20 protein-coding genes are annotated in these 16865 nt (G+C 68.6%); 10 read left to right on the forward strand and 10 right to left on the reverse strand.

The genetic code is table 11. The features are described from left to right. Positions 1–45: 45 nt before the first annotated feature. The 7 genes from ABL844_RS25980 (at position 46) to ureG (ending at position 5085) form a co-directional block, all read left to right on the forward strand. Positions 46–348, forward strand: a complete 303-nt coding sequence (locus ABL844_RS25980; protein WP_042578881.1) for an urease subunit gamma — start codon at positions 46–48, stop codon at positions 346–348. Positions 349–386: 38 nt separating this feature from the next. Further along, a complete protein-coding gene (locus ABL844_RS25985) occupies positions 387–986 on the forward strand; it encodes a HupE/UreJ family protein (protein ID WP_418129514.1) in 600 nt (199 codons plus the stop codon). A 10-nt stretch (positions 987–996) separates the two neighbouring features. Next, entirely contained in the window at positions 997–1302 is a 306-nt protein-coding gene (locus ABL844_RS25990) for an urease subunit beta (protein ID WP_126024658.1), read from the forward strand. Next, complete coding sequence (ureC, locus tag ABL844_RS25995; protein ID WP_418129515.1) at positions 1302–3020, forward strand: urease subunit alpha; 1719 nt, start codon at positions 1302–1304, stop codon at positions 3018–3020. Before ABL844_RS25990 ends, ureC begins: the two co-directional genes overlap by 1 nt. 92 nt (positions 3021–3112) lie before the next feature. Continuing rightward, on the forward strand, positions 3113–3742 hold the full coding sequence (gene ureE / locus ABL844_RS26000) for an urease accessory protein UreE (protein WP_418129516.1): 630 nt from the start codon (positions 3113–3115) through the stop codon (positions 3740–3742). Beyond that, the gene (locus ABL844_RS26005) at positions 3693–4415 is read left to right on the forward strand and encodes an urease accessory protein UreF (protein ID WP_418129517.1); all 723 of its coding nucleotides are present in this window, start codon (positions 3693–3695) and stop codon (positions 4413–4415) included. Before ureE ends, ABL844_RS26005 begins: the two co-directional genes overlap by 50 nt. 16 nt (positions 4416–4431) lie before the next feature. After that, positions 4432–5085 carry an urease accessory protein UreG gene (ureG, locus tag ABL844_RS26010; RefSeq protein ID WP_184642184.1) on the forward strand — a complete coding sequence of 218 codons (654 nt, stop codon included), beginning with the start codon at positions 4432–4434 and terminating at the stop codon, positions 5083–5085. Between the two features lie 43 nt (positions 5086–5128). Here the strand turns inward: ureG and ABL844_RS26015 are convergent, their stop codons facing one another. Then, complete coding sequence (locus tag ABL844_RS26015; RefSeq protein WP_126024654.1) at positions 5129–5308, reverse strand: DUF3606 domain-containing protein; 180 nt, start codon at positions 5306–5308, stop codon at positions 5129–5131. After that, entirely contained in the window at positions 5298–5567 is a 270-nt protein-coding gene (locus ABL844_RS26020) for a hypothetical protein (protein ID WP_418117695.1), read from the reverse strand. The genes ABL844_RS26015 and ABL844_RS26020 overlap by 11 nt, the downstream gene beginning before the upstream one ends. An 11-nt stretch (positions 5568–5578) precedes the next feature. Between ABL844_RS26020 and ABL844_RS26025 the strand changes: the two genes are divergently transcribed. Beyond that, positions 5579–7060: an ATPase domain-containing protein gene (locus tag ABL844_RS26025; protein WP_418117696.1), complete on the forward strand. Its 1482-nt coding sequence runs from the start codon at positions 5579–5581 to the stop codon at positions 7058–7060. Beyond that, positions 7057–8634 carry an ATP-binding protein gene (locus ABL844_RS26030; protein ID WP_418129518.1) on the forward strand — a complete coding sequence of 526 codons (1578 nt, stop codon included), beginning with the start codon at positions 7057–7059 and terminating at the stop codon, positions 8632–8634. Before ABL844_RS26025 ends, ABL844_RS26030 begins: the two co-directional genes overlap by 4 nt. A 39-nt stretch (positions 8635–8673) precedes the next feature. Here the strand turns inward: ABL844_RS26030 and ABL844_RS26035 are convergent, their stop codons facing one another. The 8 genes from ABL844_RS26035 to ABL844_RS26070 all read right to left on the reverse strand — a co-directional run bounded on the left by ABL844_RS26035 (position 8674) and on the right by ABL844_RS26070 (position 15908). Next, positions 8674–9204, reverse strand: coding sequence for a hypothetical protein (locus ABL844_RS26035; protein ID WP_184642186.1), 531 nt, complete (start codon positions 9202–9204; stop codon positions 8674–8676). A 78-nt stretch (positions 9205–9282) separates the two neighbouring features. After that, positions 9283–10794 (reverse strand): tripartite tricarboxylate transporter permease, encoded by a 1512-nt coding sequence (locus ABL844_RS26040; protein WP_184642187.1) that lies wholly within the window; start codon positions 10792–10794, stop codon positions 9283–9285. Between the two features lie 50 nt (positions 10795–10844). After that, positions 10845–11333, reverse strand: coding sequence for a tripartite tricarboxylate transporter TctB family protein (locus ABL844_RS26045; RefSeq protein WP_418129519.1), 489 nt, complete (start codon positions 11331–11333; stop codon positions 10845–10847). Between the two features lie 133 nt (positions 11334–11466). Beyond that, on the reverse strand, positions 11467–12837 hold the full coding sequence (locus ABL844_RS26050) for a sensor histidine kinase (protein ID WP_418129520.1): 1371 nt from the start codon (positions 12835–12837) through the stop codon (positions 11467–11469). Continuing rightward, positions 12834–13517 (reverse strand): response regulator transcription factor, encoded by a 684-nt coding sequence (locus ABL844_RS26055; protein WP_369660977.1) that lies wholly within the window; start codon positions 13515–13517, stop codon positions 12834–12836. The genes ABL844_RS26050 and ABL844_RS26055 overlap by 4 nt, the downstream gene beginning before the upstream one ends. A 233-nt stretch (positions 13518–13750) precedes the next feature. Then, positions 13751–14362, reverse strand: coding sequence for an ATP-binding protein (locus ABL844_RS26060; RefSeq protein ID WP_418129521.1), 612 nt, complete (start codon positions 14360–14362; stop codon positions 13751–13753). Continuing rightward, the gene (locus ABL844_RS26065; RefSeq protein ID WP_418129522.1) at positions 14362–14625 is read right to left on the reverse strand and encodes a hypothetical protein; all 264 of its coding nucleotides are present in this window, start codon (positions 14623–14625) and stop codon (positions 14362–14364) included. Before ABL844_RS26065 ends, ABL844_RS26060 begins: the two co-directional genes overlap by 1 nt. A 122-nt stretch (positions 14626–14747) precedes the next feature. Then, entirely contained in the window at positions 14748–15908 is a 1161-nt protein-coding gene (locus tag ABL844_RS26070; protein WP_184642193.1) for a porin, read from the reverse strand. Positions 15909–16110: 202 nt separating this feature from the next. Between ABL844_RS26070 and ABL844_RS26075 the strand changes: the two genes are divergently transcribed. Continuing rightward, complete coding sequence (locus tag ABL844_RS26075; protein WP_184642194.1) at positions 16111–16782, forward strand: nuclease-related domain-containing protein; 672 nt, start codon at positions 16111–16113, stop codon at positions 16780–16782. Positions 16783–16865 lie beyond the last annotated feature (83 nt).

A 16865-nucleotide genomic window follows, 5' to 3' on the forward strand; every position in this document is an offset into this window, starting at 1 on the left:
CTTGCCCATAATGGCCGCCTCCTCCCGTCACCCGATGCCGATCCCATGGAACTGACCCCGCGCGAAAAAGACAAGCTGCTGATCTTCACCGCGGCACTCCTGGCCGAACGCCGCAAGGCCCGCGGCCTCAAGCTCAACTACCCCGAAGCCGTCGCCCTGATTTCCGCCGCCGTCATGGAAGGCGCGCGCGACGGCAAGAGCGTCGCCGAACTCATGAGCGAGGGGCGCAGCGTGCTCACCCGCGCCGACGTGATGGACGGCATCGCCGAGATGATTCCCGACATCCAGGTCGAAGCGACCTTCCCCGACGGCACCAAGCTGGTCACCGTCCATCAGCCCATCGTCTGACATTCGAAGAACAAGAGAAAGAACAGAAGGACTTTTCCATGCGCCACAGCACCTCCAAGACCCTTGCCCTGATCGCCCTCCTGCTGCCCTTGGCCGCCAGCGCCCACACCGGTGTCGACGGCGGCCTGCACCACGGCTTCGTCACCGGCTTCATGCACCCGCTGACCGGCGCCGACCACCTCGCGGCGATGATCGCGGTCGGCCTGTGGAGCGCGCTGGCCGCGCGCCGCGCCTGGCCCGACCTGCTCTGGGCGCCGCTGGCCTTCGCCGGCATGCTGCTCGCGGGCGCGCTGGCGGGGCTGGCCGGCGTGCAGCTGCCGGCGGTCGAGCCGATGATCGCGGCCTCGCTGCTGGTGCTGGGCCTGCTGGTGGTCACGCGCGTGCGCCTGCCGGCCGTGGCGGCGATGGTGGTGGTGGGCGTGTTCGCCGTCTTCCACGGCGTGGCGCACGGCTACGAGCTGGCGAGCGAGCAAGGCGCCGCCCTCACGCTGGCCGGCATGGTCTGCGCGACCGTGCTGCTGCACGCCGCCGGCATCGCAGTCGGCTGGGCGCTGCGCAACGCCAACGCATGGCTGCCGCGTGTGGCCGGCGCCGCGGTCGTCGGCCTGGGCGCAACGCTGCTGGCGCAGGCCATCTGAGGCGGCCGGCATGATCCCCGGAGAACTCTTCACCGACGAGGGCGAGCACACGCTCAACCCCGGCCGCCGCACCCTCACGCTGGTGGTGCAGAACACCGCCGACCGGCCGATCCAGGTCGGCTCGCACTATCACTTCGCCGAGACCAACGGCGCGCTCGGCTTCGACCGCGAGGCCGCGCGCGGCATGCGGCTGAACATCGCCTCGGGCGCCGCCGTGCGCTTCGAGCCGGGCCAGCAGCGCACGGTCGAGCTGGTCGACTTTTCGGGCGATCGCATCGTCTACGGCTTTCGCGGCCTGGTTCAAGGAAAGCTCTGATGGCGACCATCTCAAGGCGTGCCTACGCCGAAATCTTCGGCCCCACGGTGGGCGACCGCATCCGTCTCGCGGACACCGAGCTGGTCATCGAGGTCGAGGCCGACTACACGCTTCGCGCCGGCGGCTACGGCGAAGAGGTGAAGTTCGGCGGCGGCAAGACGATCCGCGACGGCATGGCGCAATCGCAGCGCACCCGGGCGCAGGGCGCTGTCGACACGGTGCTGACCAACGCGCTCATCCTCGACCACTGGGGCATCGTGAAGGCCGACATCGGCCTGAAGGACGGCCGCATCGCCGCCATCGGCAAGGCCGGCAACCCCGACGTGCAACCGGGCGTGGACATCGTCATCGGCCCGGGCACCGAGATCATCAGCTGCGAGGGCAACATCGTCACCGCGGGCGGCATCGACAGCCACATCCACTTCATCTGCCCGCAGCAGATCGAGGAGGCGCTCTCCTCCGGCGTGACCACCATGCTCGGCGGCGGCACCGGCCCCGCCACCGGCACCTTCGCCACCACCTCCACGCCCGGCCCCTGGCACATCGAGCGCATGCTGCAGGCGGCCGACGCCTTCCCGATGAACCTGGGCTTCCTGGGCAAGGGCAATGCCAGCCTGCCGCACGCGCTGCACGAGCAGATCGAGGCCGGCGTCATCGGCCTGAAGCTGCACGAAGACTGGGGCACCACGCCCGCGGCCATCAGCAACTGCATGGACGTGGCCGACGCCACCGACACGCAGGTGGCCATCCACAGCGACACGCTCAACGAATCGGGCTTCGTCGAGAACACCATCGCCGCCGTGGGCGGGCGCGGCATCTGCGCCTTCCACACCGAAGGCGCGGGCGGCGGCCATGCGCCCGACATCCTGCGCGTGGTGGGCGAGGGCAACTTCCTGCCGTCCTCCACCAACCCCACGATGCCCTACACCGTGAACACGCTCGACGAGCACGTCGACATGCTCATGGTGTGCCACCACCTCGATGCCGGCATCGCCGAGGACCTGGCCTTCGCCGAGTCGCGCATCCGCAAGGAGACCATCGCCGCCGAGGACGTGCTGCACGACCTGGGCGCGATCAGCATGTTCAGTTCCGACAGCCAGGCCATGGGCCGCGTGGGCGAGGTGGTCATCCGCACCTGGCAGACCGCGCACAAGATGAAGCTGCAGCGCGGCACCCTGCCCGAGGACAGCGCGCGCAACGACAACTTCCGCGCGAAGCGCTACGTCGCCAAGTACACGATCAACCCGGCCATCGCGCACGGCATCGCGCACGAGGTGGGCTCGCTCGAAATCGGCAAGTGGGCCGACATCGTGATCTGGAAGCCGGCCTTCTTCGGCGTGAAGCCCTTCACCATCATCAAGGGCGGCAGCATCGCGCTGGCGGCCATGGGCGACCCCAACGCATCGATCCCCACGCCGCAGCCGGTGCACTACCGCCAGATGTTCGGCGCCTACGGCGGATCGCTCGCGAGGAGTTCGCTCACCTTCGTCTCGCAGGCCGGCCTGGCCGCTGGCATCGGCGAACGCTACGGCCTGAAGAAGCAGCTGAGCGCGGTGAAGAACATCCGCAACGTGCGCAAGAAGGACCTGGTCCACAACGGCTACACGCCGAAGATGGAGATCGACGCGCAGACCTACGCGGTGCGCGCCGACGGCAACCTGCTGACCTGCGAGCCGGCGAAGCTGCTGCCGATGGCGCAGCGGTATTTCCTGTTCTGAAGCCCTGGGGAACGCGGCTGCTTGACAGGCTGCGTATCCTCGAAGGTATTCATCCAGCCAGCGGGCGCCCTCCGGAGCGCTCCATTTGCACCATGCTCACCGCCAACAAACTCATGCCCCAGGGCCGCGGCCTCGCGCCCGTGCTGCTCAAGCGTGCCGCCACCATCGAACTCGACTGGGACATCCGCCAGAAGAGCCGCTTCGACGCCACCGACTCGCAGGGCCGCCAGATCGGCGTGTTCCTGCCGCGCGGCACGCTCGTGCGTGGCGGCGACGTGCTGGTGGCCGAGGACGGCTCGCTGGTGCGCGTGATCGCGGCGCCGCAGCCGGTGCTTCGCATCACGCACTGCACCGCCCACGGCACGCCCTTCGACCTGACGCGCGCGGCCTACCACCTGGGCAACCGGCACGTGCCGATCGAGCTGAAGCCCGACCACCTGAAGATCGAGCCCGACCATGTGCTGGCCGACATGCTGCGCTCCATGCACCTGATCGTCGTGGCGGTGGAAGAAGCCTTCGAGCCCGAGGGCGGTGCGTATGGATCGCACGAGCATTCGCATGGCCGTGGCCACAGCCACGACCACGGGCATTCGCACGATCACGGTCACCCGCATGCCCAGGGCAACGGCCCTAAGCCGCTGGTGCTCGCGCCGGAGCTGCTGGACGACCACGATGGCCACGGCCACGATCACGGCCACAGGCATCACGGTCACTCCCACTGACGACGTGTCCGCCCAAAGCCTCCTGCAGCTGATCTGGCTCGCCTCGCCCGCGCTGCCGGTCGGCGGCTTCTCGTACTCCGAGGGCGTCGAAGCCGCCGTCGAATGGGCCGGCATCGACACCGAACCGCGCGCGGCGGAGTGGATCTCCGACCAGCTGCACCTGAGCTTCGCCCGCGGCGACCTCGCCGTCTGCGGGCAGGCCATCGCGGCCTGGAGCGCCGGCGACATGCCGCGCATCCGTGCGCTCAACGACTGGGTGATGGCCACCCGCGAGTCGGCCGAGTTCCTGCTGCAGACAGAGCAGATGGGCCGCTCCTTCGTCGAATGGCTGAAGCTGCACCACGCCGATACGGCGGAAGTCTTTGCCGAGCTGGGTGCGAGCTACCCCGTCGCATTCGCCTTCGCCGCCAGCCGCGCGGGCGCCACGGTGCACGACGGCTGCCTGGCCTTCGCCTTCGGCTGGGCCGAGAACATGGTCGCCGCCGCGGTCAAGGCCGTGCCGCTGGGCCAGAGCGCGGGCCAGCGCATCCTGGGCCGGCTGGCGCAGGAGATTCCCGATGCCGTGACCCGCGCGATGGCCTTGGGCGACAACGAGCGCCAGGCCTTCGCGCCCCTGCTGGCGGTGCTGTCGGCTCGCCACGAAACACAATATTCCCGCCTCTTCCGAAGCTGAACCGAGCACCATCCTCATGACCTCCGCCCTGCACCACATTCCCAACCGCACCAAGAGACTTCCGCCCCTGCGCGTGGGCATCGGCGGCCCGGTCGGCTCCGGCAAGACCACCCTGCTCGAGATGCTCTGCAAGGCGATGCGCGACAAGTACGACCTGATCGCGATCACCAACGACATCTACACCAAGGAAGACCAGCGCCTGCTGACGGTGGCCGGCGCGCTGCCGGCCGAGCGCATCATGGGCGTGGAGACGGGCGGCTGCCCGCACACGGCGATCCGCGAAGACGCCTCGATCAACCTCGAGGCCATCGACCGCATGCTGGAAGACTTTCCGGACGCCGACGTGGTGTTCGTCGAATCGGGCGGCGACAACCTCGCGGCCACCTTCAGCCCCGAGCTGTCGGACCTCACCATCTACGTGATCGACGTGGCGGCCGGCGAGAAGATCCCGCGCAAGGGCGGCCCCGGCATCACCAAGAGCGACCTCTTCGTGATCAACAAGACCGACCTCGCGCCCTACGTGGGCGCCAATCTCGACGTGATGGAGCAGGACACGCAGCGCATGCGCCGCCAGCGGCCCTACGTGATGACGAACCTCAAGACGCTCTCGGGCGTGGCCGACGTGGTCGCGTTCATCGAACAGAAGGGCATGCTGGCCGCAGCGGCCTGAGGTCCAAGGGCCCGAGGCATGGCGCCCGCCGCCTCGGCAGCGGTCAGGGCAGCCCGAGATAGATCCGCAGGTCGTCCCTGTGCGTGCCGGCCGATGCCACGGCGGTGCGCAGCCTGGCCTCGCTCACGCCGAACCAGCGGGTCCAGTAGTCGACCTCCTTCAGGTCGGTGACGTCGATGCGTTCGTCGTCTTGCGGAATGCGGATCTCGCTGTCATCGGGCATCGTCGTCTCCTGGGCAATGAGTGAAATGTCTGGGGTTGAACGAAAGAAAGAAGGAAGCAGAAGCCGCAGTCTCTTTGCCGCGCACCGCGCGCCAACCGGACAGTTCCGACACGGCGTGCAGGACAACGCCTCTGCCTCGCACCACCCGTACCGCAATGTGCAAAGGGATCGCCGCCGACATGGGCTTGGCCTCCCGGCTGGCGCGGCGCGCATGCATTTTCAAACGCTCCATGATGGAATGAGTGTCCGCATGTTTCATGGAGAACGACGATGGAGCCGAACGCCAGCGGCCCCCTCAGCACCGGCGTACCAGGCCTGAACGATGTGCTGGGAGGAGGCCTGGAACCCAACCGCCTCTACCTGCTGGAAGGCATGCCCGGCGCGGGCAAGACCACCATTGCCCTGCAGTTCCTGCTGGAGGGCGTGAGCGCGGGCGAGTCGGTGCTCTACGTCACGCTGTCGGAAACCGAAACCGAACTGCGCGGCGTGGCCGCCTCGCACGGATGGGATCTCTCGGCGATCCACATCCGCGAGATGCTGCCCACCCAGGATGCGCTTCAGCCCGAAGAGCAATACACCATGTTTCACCCGTCCGAGATGGAGCTCAGCGAGACCACGCTGCGCATCCTCGGCGACGTGGAAACGCTCAAGCCTTCGCGCGTGGTGTTCGACTCGCTCTCCGAGCTGCGCCTGCTCTCGGGCAACTCGCTGCGCTACCGGCGCCAGATCCTGGCGCTCAAGCAGTTCTTCGCGGGACGCCAGTGCACCGTGGTGCTTCTCGACGACATGACGGCCACCGAGCACGACCTGCAGGTGCAGAGCATCGCGCACGCGGTGCTGCGGCTGGAGCAGTCCAATTCCGACTACGGCGCGGCTCGCCGCCGCCTGCTGGTTGTGAAGTACCGCGGCCAGTCGTTCCGCGGCGGCTACCACGACTACAAGATCGAGCGCGGCGGCCTGCATGTATTTCCGCGGCTGGTGGCGGCCGAGCATTCGCGCGAAATGATGCTGACCAAGCTGCCCAGCGGCATCGACAAGCTCGACGCACTGCTCGGCGGCGGCCTCGAGAAAGGCACGAGCACGCTCTTCGTCGGCGCTCCGGGCACCGGCAAGTCGTCGCTGGCGGTGCAGTTCGCCATCGCGGCAGCGCAGCGGGGCGAGAGCTCCGCGCTCTTCATCTTCGACGAAAGCATCAATACGCTGCGCACGCGGTGCATGGGGCTGGGCATGGAGATCGAGCCGCACCTTGCATCGGGCCTGATCCGCATCAAGCAGATCGACCCGGCCGAACTCTCGCCCGGCGAGCTGGTGCACGAGATCAGGCTCGCGGTCACGCGGCATTCGGCGGCGGTGGTGGTGATCGACAGCCTCAACGGCTACCTCAACGCGATGCCCGACGAGCGCTTCCTGATCGTGCACCTGCATGAGCTGCTCACCTACCTCGGCCAGTCCGGCGTGGCGACGCTGCTGGTGGGCGCCCAGCACGGGCTCGTCGGCATGCAGATGCAGACACCGGTGGACGCCAGCTACCTCGCCGACGCGGTCGTGCTGCTGCGCTACTTCGAATCCGATGGCGAGGTGCACCAGGCGATCTCGGTGCTCAAGAAGCGCGGTGGCGTGCACGAGCGTTCGATCCGCGCCTTCTCGATGGACCACAACGGGCTCAACGTGGGCGAGCCGTTGCGCCGCTTCAGGGGCATCCTGACGGGGGTGCCCGTACCGATCGACGGCGTGTCGGCCGTTCCACCGTGACGAACACCGACGCCCCCGACGCCTCTCCCGTGCACACGCAGCTGCGCGTGCTGCTGCGCACAGCCACGTCGAAGGATGCGGCAATGACCACCGCCGTGCTGAAGCACGCCGGCATCGAATCGCTTGCGTGCCCCTCGCTGCGCGACCTGCTGCAGGAAATTCCGCATGGCGCGGGTGCGCTGCTGGTGTCGGAGGAAATGCTCTCTGGGACCGGCGCAGCGGAACTGGCCGATGCGGTCTCGGCTCAGCCGCCATGGTCCGACCTGCCTGTGCTGATCCTTGCCCGGCAGGGGGCCGACTCGCGTGCCATCGGCGTCGCCATGGACGGCATGGCCAACGTCACCGTGCTGGAGCGGCCCATGCGCGTGGCCTCGCTGGTGAGCGCCTTGCGCAGCGCACTGCGAGCGCGCCGCCGGCAGTACGAACTGCGCCGGATCCTCGACGACCTGGGCGAAGCCGACAAGCGCAAGACCGAGTTCCTCGCCACCCTGGCGCACGAGCTGCGCAACCCGCTCGCGCCATTGAGCACCGCGCTGGCCATCCTCAAGCGCAAGGCCCCCACGCCCGAGGCGGCACTGCCCTACTACGAGCTCATGGGCCGCCAGGTGGAGCACATGGTGCGCCTGGTGAACGACCTGATGGAGGTCTCGCGCATCACCCGCGGCAAGATCGAGCTGCAGCTCGCCGAGCTGACGCTGGCGCAGGTGATCCGCGACGCGGTCGAACTGAGCCGGCCGTTGATGGAAGCCCGCAAGCACACCCTCGCGCTGAACATGCCCGATGCCTCACTGGCGGTCGAAGGCGACAGCGTGCGGCTCACGCAGGTGTTCGCCAACCTGCTGAACAACGCCGCCAAGTACACGCCCGAGGGCGGAACCGTCGAGGTGTTCCTCGAGCAGGGGGACCACGGCGATGCCGTGGTGCGCGTGAAGGACAGCGGCACGGGCATTCCCGCAGCCATGCTCGACGCGATCTTCGACATGTTCGTGCAGGTGAGCGACACGGCGCGCGCCGCGCAGGGCGGGCTCGGAATCGGCCTCACGCTGGTGAAGAGCCTGGTGGAGCTGCACGGCGGCTCGGTCGACGCGAGGAGCGCAGGCATCGGCCACGGCAGCGAGTTCGTCGTGTCGCTGCCGCTGCTAGGCCGCGGCGTGAAGGCCGGTACGCGGCCCGGCGTTGACGCGGAGGCCGCCGCCGCGCGGCAGCGCATCCTGGTGGTCGACGACAACCGCGACGCGGCGGAATCGCTCGCGGCGCTGCTGGACCTGCTGGGCGCCCAGACGGCCATCGCCTTCGGCGGCATGGAGGCGCTGCGCGCGGCGGAAGACTTCGGCCCGACGCTCGGCATCCTGGACATCGGCATGCCGGGCATGGACGGTTGCGAACTGGCGCGCCGGCTTCGCGCGCACCCGCGTCACCGGCACATGGGGCTGATCGCGCTCACCGGCTGGGGCCAGCCCGGCGATCGGGCCCGCATCGCGCAGGCCGGCTTCGATCATCATCTGCTGAAGCCGGTGAACGAGGATGCGCTCTCGGCCGCGCTGCGCGACCTGGGGCAGCGCCGGCGCAGCTGACGAAACAGCGGCACAGGCGAAGCTGCCCGAAAGCCGCGCTCAGAGCTCGCTGCCGTCGCGCAGCTGCCGCGCCTTGTAGACCAGCCGCACGCTCGCCCTGCGCGGATCGCCGGCCTGCTGCTGCACGTAGATGTCGGTGTCGTTGCTCGCCCATGCGGCGTACGCGCTGCCGGGGTCGCGCGACGCCAGCTCGTTGCCGAAAACGCCCCGGCCCCACTGCACCAGCGCCGCGAAGGCCGCCGAGCCGCCGTCGGGCGTGGACTGGGCCGAGGCCACGTACTCGACGCGCCGCAGTTCCGAGGCCGCGAAGAAGAAGGTCGGCTCGAACAGCAGGCCGGCCATCTCCACAGGCGCCGCGCGCCACGAGCCGACGAGGCCGCCGCCCAGGCGCTGCGGCCTCGGCACGCGCTCGGCGGCGGGCAGCGCGGCCTGCAATTCCTCGGCCGACATGCCCAGCCGCACGCCGGGCGGCAGGGCCTGCGCGTGCAGGGCGCCTGCGGTGAGAAGGGTCGCGCTCAGGGCGAGCGAGCGAAGAAGGATCGAGAAGGAAGGGAAACGCACGTCGGGCATCGGAGGGAAGGAAGGCGGCGGCAGCGTGGGACCGCAAGTATCGCGCGGAGTTCCGACCAGCCGCCCTCCCCCGGCCCGTCAGTCCTCGACGAAGGCCTCTTCGCGCTTGGCCTTCACCGAAGGCAGCAGCACCACGATCAGCAGCAGCGCGGCGGCGACCAGCAGGCCCGCCGACAGCGGCCGCATCACGAACACGCTCCAGTCGCCACGCGACAGCAGCAGCGCCCGGCGCAGGTTCTCTTCCATCATCGGCCCGAGGATGAAGCCCAGCAGCAGCGGCGCGGGCTCGCACTTCAGCTTGAGGAACAGGTAGCCCACGATGCCGAAGATCGCCACCATCCACACGTCGAAGGTGTTGTTGTTCTCCGAGTAGACGCCCACCGCGCAGAACAGCACGATCGACGGGAAGAGCCACTTGTAGGGAATGGTCAGCAGCTTGATCCAGATACCGATCATCGGCAGGTTCAGCACGATCAGCATCAGGTTGCCGATCCACATCGAGGCGATCAGGCCCCAGAAGAGCTCCGGGTTGCTGGTCATCACCTGCGGGCCCGGCTGGATGTTGTGGATGGTCATGGCCCCGACCATCAGCGCCATCACTGCATTGGGCGGAATGCCCAGCGTCAGCAGCGGAATGAAGGAAGTCTGCGCACCAGCGTTGTTGGCCGACTCGGGGCCCGCCACGCCGCGGATGTTCCCCTTGCCGAAGGCCATCTCGCCCTGCTTGAGCTTGATCTTCTTCTCGATGGTGTAGGCCGCGAAGGCCGACAGCAGCGCGCCGCCGCCGGGCAGGATGCCCAATGCCGAGCCCAGGGCCGTGCCGCGCAGCACGGCGGGCGTCATGTCCTTGAAATCCTGCCTGGTGGGCCACAGGCCCTTCACCTTGGCGGTGAACACTTCGCGCTCATGCTCGGGCACCGCCAGGTTGGCGATGATCTCGCCGTAGCCGAACACGCCCATCGCGATGGCGATGAAGCCGATACCGTCGGTGAGTTCCGGGATGTCGAAGCTGTAGCGCGCCACGCCCGAGTTCACGTCGGTGCCGACGAGGCCGAGCGCGAGGCCCAGCAGGATCATCGTGATGGCCTTCAGCAGCGAACCCGAGGCCAGCACCACGGCACCGATCAGGCCCAGGATCATCAGCGAGAAGTATTCGGCCGGGCCGAACTTGAAGGCCAGCTCGGTCAGCGGCGGCGCGAAGGCGGCCAGGATCAGCGTGCCCACGCAGCCCGCGAAGAACGAGCCCAGGCCGGCAGCGGCGAGCGCCGGTCCGGCCCTCCCCTTTCGCGCCATCTGGTAGCCATCGATCACTGTCACCACCGACGAGGATTCGCCTGGCAGGTTGACCAGAATGGCCGTGGTGGAGCCACCGTACTGCGCACCATAGTAGATGCCGGCCAGCATGATGAGAGCCGACACCGGCGGCAGCGCATACGTGGCAGGCAGCAGCATCGCAATGGTCGCCACGGGGCCGATGCCCGGCAGCACGCCGATCAGCGTGCCCAACAAACAGCCCACGAAGGCATAGACGAGGTTCTGCGCCGTGAAGGCGACGCCGAAGCCGATCGAGAGATTGGTGATCAGGTCCATTTTTCTTGTCTTGTTCTTGTGTCTTGTTCTTGTGTCTTCTTTGCCGCGGATCAGCCCGAGATGAAGGTCGGCCACACCTGGAACTGCAGCTTCAGCGCGACCACGAAGGCCAGGTAGCTGCCGAGCGCGAGGATGGTGGCGAGGATGGCCACGCCCTTCCAGCCGAAGTTGTCGCCCGCGAGGCTGGCGATGAAGGTGAGTGCGTAGATGGCGACGATGAGGCCCATCGACGGCAGCCCGATGCCCGGCAGGCCGCCCAGCAGCACGCCGAACATCAGGTTCGCGCCGATGATGAAGACCAGCGGCTTCCATGCGATGCGCCCGATGGGCTCGCCGTCTTCCGTCTCCACGGCCAGCGCCTTGAGCGTGATGAGCACGCCCATCAGCGCGATGAGGATGCCCACGATCAGGGGAAAGTAGCCCGGCCCCATGCGGGCGCCGGTGCCGACGTTGTATGTGGTGGCGCCCCATGCGAAGGCCACGCCGAAGGCGCTGAAGAGCACGCCCGAGCAGAAGTCTCTCTGACTCTTGATTCTCACCGTTGATGTCTCCTGGAAGGAACTGCGTTGATCCGCACGGTATGTGCGCTCGGTCGATCCTAGGAATTCACGGCCCCGCTGTGCATGAACAGAACATTGCCATTCGGCAATGGTTGGGAACGAAGGCGGGCGTTCAGCCGTCCGCCATCGGCAGGTCGATGCACGCGCGCAGGCCCGGTTTCGCATCCGCGAAATCGAGCCGCCCGCCATGCAGCGCCACCACCGCCAGCACGCTCGCAAGGCCCAGCCCGTGGCCCGGCACGCTGCGGTCGAGCCGGTGGAAGCGCACGCCGATGCGTTCGTGCTCGGCCTGCGGAATGCCCGGCCCGTCGTCCTGCACGAAGAGCTGCGCCCTGCCGTCCACCGTGTGCGTGCCTATGCGTACGGTGGCGCCGGTGCCGGCGTACTTCAGCGCGTTGTCGAGCAGGTTGGCGGCCGCGCCAGCCAGCAGGTCGCGGTCGCCCAGCGCCACGGCCATGTCGGCGGGCTCGCGCAGCAGCACGATGCCGCGCAGCTCGGCCACGGCCTCGTAGAGCTCCGCCACGTCGTCGGCGATGACGTGCAGCGCCACCGGCGCGAACTGCTGCCGCCGCGCGCCGGCTTCCACCTCGGCGATCTGCAGCAGCTTCTCGAACACCACGGCCAGCTCCTCCAGTTCGCGGATGGCGGTGCTCACGGCCTCGCGCTGCGGATCGCCCGCATCGAGCCCTGCTTCCACCGCGCGCAGCCGCACCAGCACGCGCGTGAGCGGGGTTCGCAGGTTGTGCGCGATGGTGTTGGAGACGTGGCGAACGCCGTCCATCAGCGACTGGATGCGGTCGAGCATGGCGTTGATGTCGTGCTCCAGCAGCGCGAACTCGTCTTCCTCGCCCGAAGGCTCCACGCGCTCCTGCAGCTCGCCCTCGGCGATGCGCGCCGCCGTGCGACGCACCGCGCCCACGCTGCGCTCCAGCTCCTGGCGGAAAACGAAAGTGCCGCCGATCAGCAGCAGCACCGCCACGATGCCCGCCGCCGCGCTGGCGCTGGCCACCAGCGATTCGATGGACTCCTGGTCGCGCAGGTCGTGCCCCACCACCAGCAGGCCGCCATCGGGCAGCGGACGCATCACCAGGTACGCGATGACGGTCTGGCCCGTGCGCACCACGCGGCGGTGCACGCCGTCGCCCGCATCGGGGGCCTGCGATGGCATCTGGTCGAGGTTGCCCGCGAGCTTGCGGCCTTCGCGGTCGGTCAGCAGGTAGATCTCGTTGTCGGAGTTGCGGCCGTCGGAGAGCGCATTCGCGATCTCCCCGGCCACGCCGTCGGCGCCGCGCGCGTCGTAGCGCACCATCAGCTGCTGCATGCTCGCGGCCACCTGCCGCACCATGCGCTGCTGCAGCACACCCACCGTCTGCATGTAGACGATGGCCAGCGCAGCGAGCATGGTGATCGCCACCAGCAGCCCGTAGTAGAAGGCGAGGCGGAAGCCGACCGAGCGCCACAGCCGGCGCAGGGCCGCGGTCATTGCGGCGCTGCCAGCGTGTAGCCCACGCCGCGCACTGTGTGGATCAGCGTGGGGGCGCCGCCCGCGTCGAGCTTGCCGCGCAGCCGGCTGACCTGCACGTCGATCACGTTGGTCTGCGGGTCGAACTGGTAGTCCCACACCGCCTCCAGCAGCATGGTGCGCGTGACCACCTGGCCCGGATGCATCATGAGATAGGCCAGCAGCCTGAACTCGCGCGGCTGCAGCGCGATGGCCCGGCCGCCGCGCTCGACATGGCGGCGCGCGAGGTCGAGCGTGAGGTCGGCGATCTGCAGCATGCGTATCTCGGGCCCGGTGCGGGAGCGCCGTACCAGCGCTTCGGCGCGCGCTGCAAGCTCCGAGAAAGCGAAGGGCTTGGCCAGGTAGTCGTCGCCGCCGGCCTTGAGCCCGCGCACGCGCTCGTCGAGCGCATTCAGCGCGCTGAGCACCAGCACCGGCGTCTTCTTGCCGAGCGCGCGCATGGTCGAGAGGATCGAGAGGCCGTCCACCTCGTTGGGCAGCATGCGGTCGAGGATGACGATGTCCCACTGCTCGCCGGTGGCGCGAGCGAGCGCGTCGGCGCCGTCGCGGCTGATCACCGCCACGTGGCCGAGCGAGCGAAAGCCGTCGGCGATGTAGCGCGCGTTGTCGGCGTCGTCCTCGACGATGAGGCAGCGCCACATGGCGGTGGGGCCTAGCACCCCTGCGCGGCGCTCCGGCAGGGAGCGGCGATGGAGGCTGGCGACGGAGGATGAAGACGGGGAAGAGGCTGCGTTCTGATGATGCTCATGGCGACGGGGTCGGCCGGCGCCCATCGTCACGTTCACGCGGGCACCGCCGGGGCCATCCTAGCCGCCATTGGATCAGAGAAAGCGCTGCCCCTTCATTACCGTTTGTCCATGTTCCAAAGCCGCGCTCAGGCCCGCAGCAGCGGCAGGCGCAGCGTGAGCCCCAGCACGCCGCCGCCATGCGGCGCCGAGTAGATGCGCCCTCCATGGTGGCCGGCGATGCGCTCGCAGGCCTTGGCGCTGGCCGCCATTGCGGCCGGGAGCCTGCCGTCGAAGAACCTCGCGAGCGGCGGATGGGCATCGACCGCATCGAGGTCTCGCCAGTGGACTACCGCCTGCTCGCCATCGGCATGCGCGGACACCTGCAGCGTCGTGCCGGCGCGCATCACGCTGGCCGCGTAGGCCGTGACCTTCGCGAGCAGCTCGCGCAGCTCGGCCTCGATCGCGAACACGCGCACCGCTTCCTGCGGCAGCTGGATGTCGAGGCGGATGGCCTTGCCGTCGGCCTGGGCCGAGGCGGCGTCGAGCAGCGCACCGATGTCCTGCGCGCGGCTCGCGCTCATGCGCTGCCGCGCTTCCCCGCGGGCCTGCGCGGCGAGTTCGCGCGCCTTGGCGCTCTGCCGCAGGTTGGCGACGAACAGCGAGAACATCATGCCGGCCACGCCGCCGAGCCCCAGCAGGATCGCGGCGGCGATGATGAATCCGAGGTTGCCCGATTGCAGCTGCCCTCCGCCCGTCATCAGCGCGCTCCCGGCGGCTGCGGCGCGGGTTCGCCCGGCAGGCCGCGCGCGCAACGCTCCTGCGCCGGTGCGCGGCCGGCCTCGCATGCGCCCCAGCCCGGAGGCGGGCGGCGCGCATCGCCGAAGAGCATTGGAGGCGGCGGTCCCTCGCCGCGGAAGCCGTGCGGCGGCGGACGATAGGGCATGGGCGGCGGGGGCAGCATGATGCAGCCGGCCAGCCCGGAGGCCGCCAGCACGCCCGCGAGAAGTCGGACTCGGTTCATCGGTCGAAGCTCACTGCTGGTTGTGTGGAATGAGGAATACAGGCGCAAACGAAAAAGCCGCGCGGAAGAAAAAAGGGCAGCGCGTGCATGCCCCTTCCCTTCCGCGCGGCGCGCGTTCGATATCAGAACGCGTGGCGGATGCCGAAGTCGTAGCCGGTGGAGGAACGCGGCAGGCCGGTGTAGCTGGTGCCCGTGCTGCCGTAGCCGGTGGTGCTGGCCGACACCAGGCTGCCCGTGTAGTTCACGTCGTTGCGGTTGTTCACGCGCGCCACCGTCGCATACAGCGCCGTGCGCTTGGACAGGTTGTGCACGTAGCCGATGGCGAACTTGCGCGCCAGCGGGTCCTCGCCCGTGATGCCGGCCGCGCCTTCGTTGTAGCGCACCTGCGAGTACGCCACGCGGATCAGGCCCGCGCCCACCGGCACCGTCGCGCCGATCAGGTAGCCGTTGTAGCTGTCGTGCGTGTCGGCCACTGCCGCGTAGTCGAACTTGTTCTTCACGTTCGACAGCTCCCCGAACAGCTTCACGGGACCGAAGTCGTACGAGGCGCCCAGGTTGATGGTCTGCACGCTGCGCTGCAGCGCGGTCGTGTCGACGACGGTGCTGCGGCCCACGCCCAGGGCGACGTCCAGCGGGCCGTTGGCGTAGCCGAAGCGGCCACCCACGTAGCGGCCAGCGCTGCTGCTCGAGGCGGCCGTGGTGCTGGTGGCGTCGGTGCTGGCGTTCTCGTGCAGCGCGTACTGGAACTGGCCGTAGAAGCCGCCCAGGTTCGGCGGCAGGAAGTAGCCGATCGAGTTGCTGGCGCGCACGTAGTTGGCGTTGTTGAGGGTGGTGTTGCCGCTGACGGTGCTGATGACGTTGGTGCCCGAGCCGTTGGTGCCGAACGGGTCGAAGACGGTGTCGTTCCAGAAGGTGGGCGTGTAGTCGCGGCCCAGGCGCAGCTCGCCGAAGCCACCCGACAGGCTCACGGTGGAGCGGCGGGCGAAGGTGGAGATGCCGGTGGCGCCGTCGTCGTTGGTGATGGGCGCTTCGAGCCAGAAGCTCGCGGCCAGCCCGCCGCCAAGGTCTTCGGTGCCGCGGAAGCCGATGCGGCTGGAGTTGTAGCCGGAGTTGCCCAGGCTGGTCTTGCTTTGCTTGACCGATGCGCCGGTGGTGGTGTCGCGCGAGGTCGTCGACTGGTAGGTCAGGCCGGCGTCCACGACGCCGAACAACGTGACGGACGATTGGGCACAAGCCAGGCCGCAGACGGCCAGGGCAGCGAATGCCGTGAGGGTTTTCTTCATTCAGGTTCTCCAGTTGCAGCGGCTCTACATCGAGCAGCAGACACGCATGGTCCCGTTCAAATTCGGAGGAATCTTGTGATTGACCATTGCTTTGGGAGAACTGTTGTTTGCACGCAAACCATGGCGCTCCACCGAAGGAAACACCTCGTTCAAGAAGTCTCCCAAAAGCGGCGCGATGCTCCCTCGATCGAAGGAGCCCTCCATGACCATCGCCTTGCCGCCGAGCACGACCGCCACCTCGCTGGGCGTGCAGCAGCTCGCCAGCGCATTCAGCCCCACCTTTTCGTACCTGCGCATTCTTCGCAACCTCATCATCCCGATGCCGGAGGGCCACACGGTGCCCACCGCGCGCGTCGACGCGGTGCTGGTGTGCGAGACCGGCGTGTATCTCTTCGAGATCAAGGCCTGGCGCAACGCGTTCGTCTACCGCAAGAAATCGGACCAGTCGCCGCCGCGCTGGTTTCTGCGCCTGCACGGCGGCAAGAACGCGCGCGAGGTGAAAGACCCCGCATGGCAAGGGGGGCGCAAGACCACGCAGCTGCGCAGCCTGCTGTCCGACGAGCTGCGGCTGCAGTACTTCGTGCTGCTGCCCTGCGAGGGCATCGAGCTGGAAGGCGTGATGCCGGCGGCCGTCATCACGCAGCAGGACCTGCCCTACATCGCGCGCCTGGTTCGCAACAACGGCCGCCTCGCGCGCAACTACCCGCTGCTGGACGAGCGGGCCATCGACCGCACCGTGGAGCGCCTGCTGGAGATACAGGGCAGCCTGACGATCGAGGACCACCTGCGCAACTGCCGCGAAAGAAGCGCGCAGATGCCGGAAGCCGCCGCCGCGCCGGCATGGGCGGCATCGAACGCAATGGGGTTGCAGTAAGCCGCAGGTAAAGACCCCGGCCGGTCCGGGGCAGGCAGGAGAAAGTCCCAAATTTCTCCGACATTGGCGGGAACCATGCGGCG

Source organism: Variovorax sp. 278MFTsu5.1, assembly GCF_048305045.1.
In the GTDB taxonomy this organism is placed as follows: domain Bacteria; phylum Pseudomonadota; class Gammaproteobacteria; order Burkholderiales; family Burkholderiaceae_C; genus Variovorax; species Variovorax guangxiensis.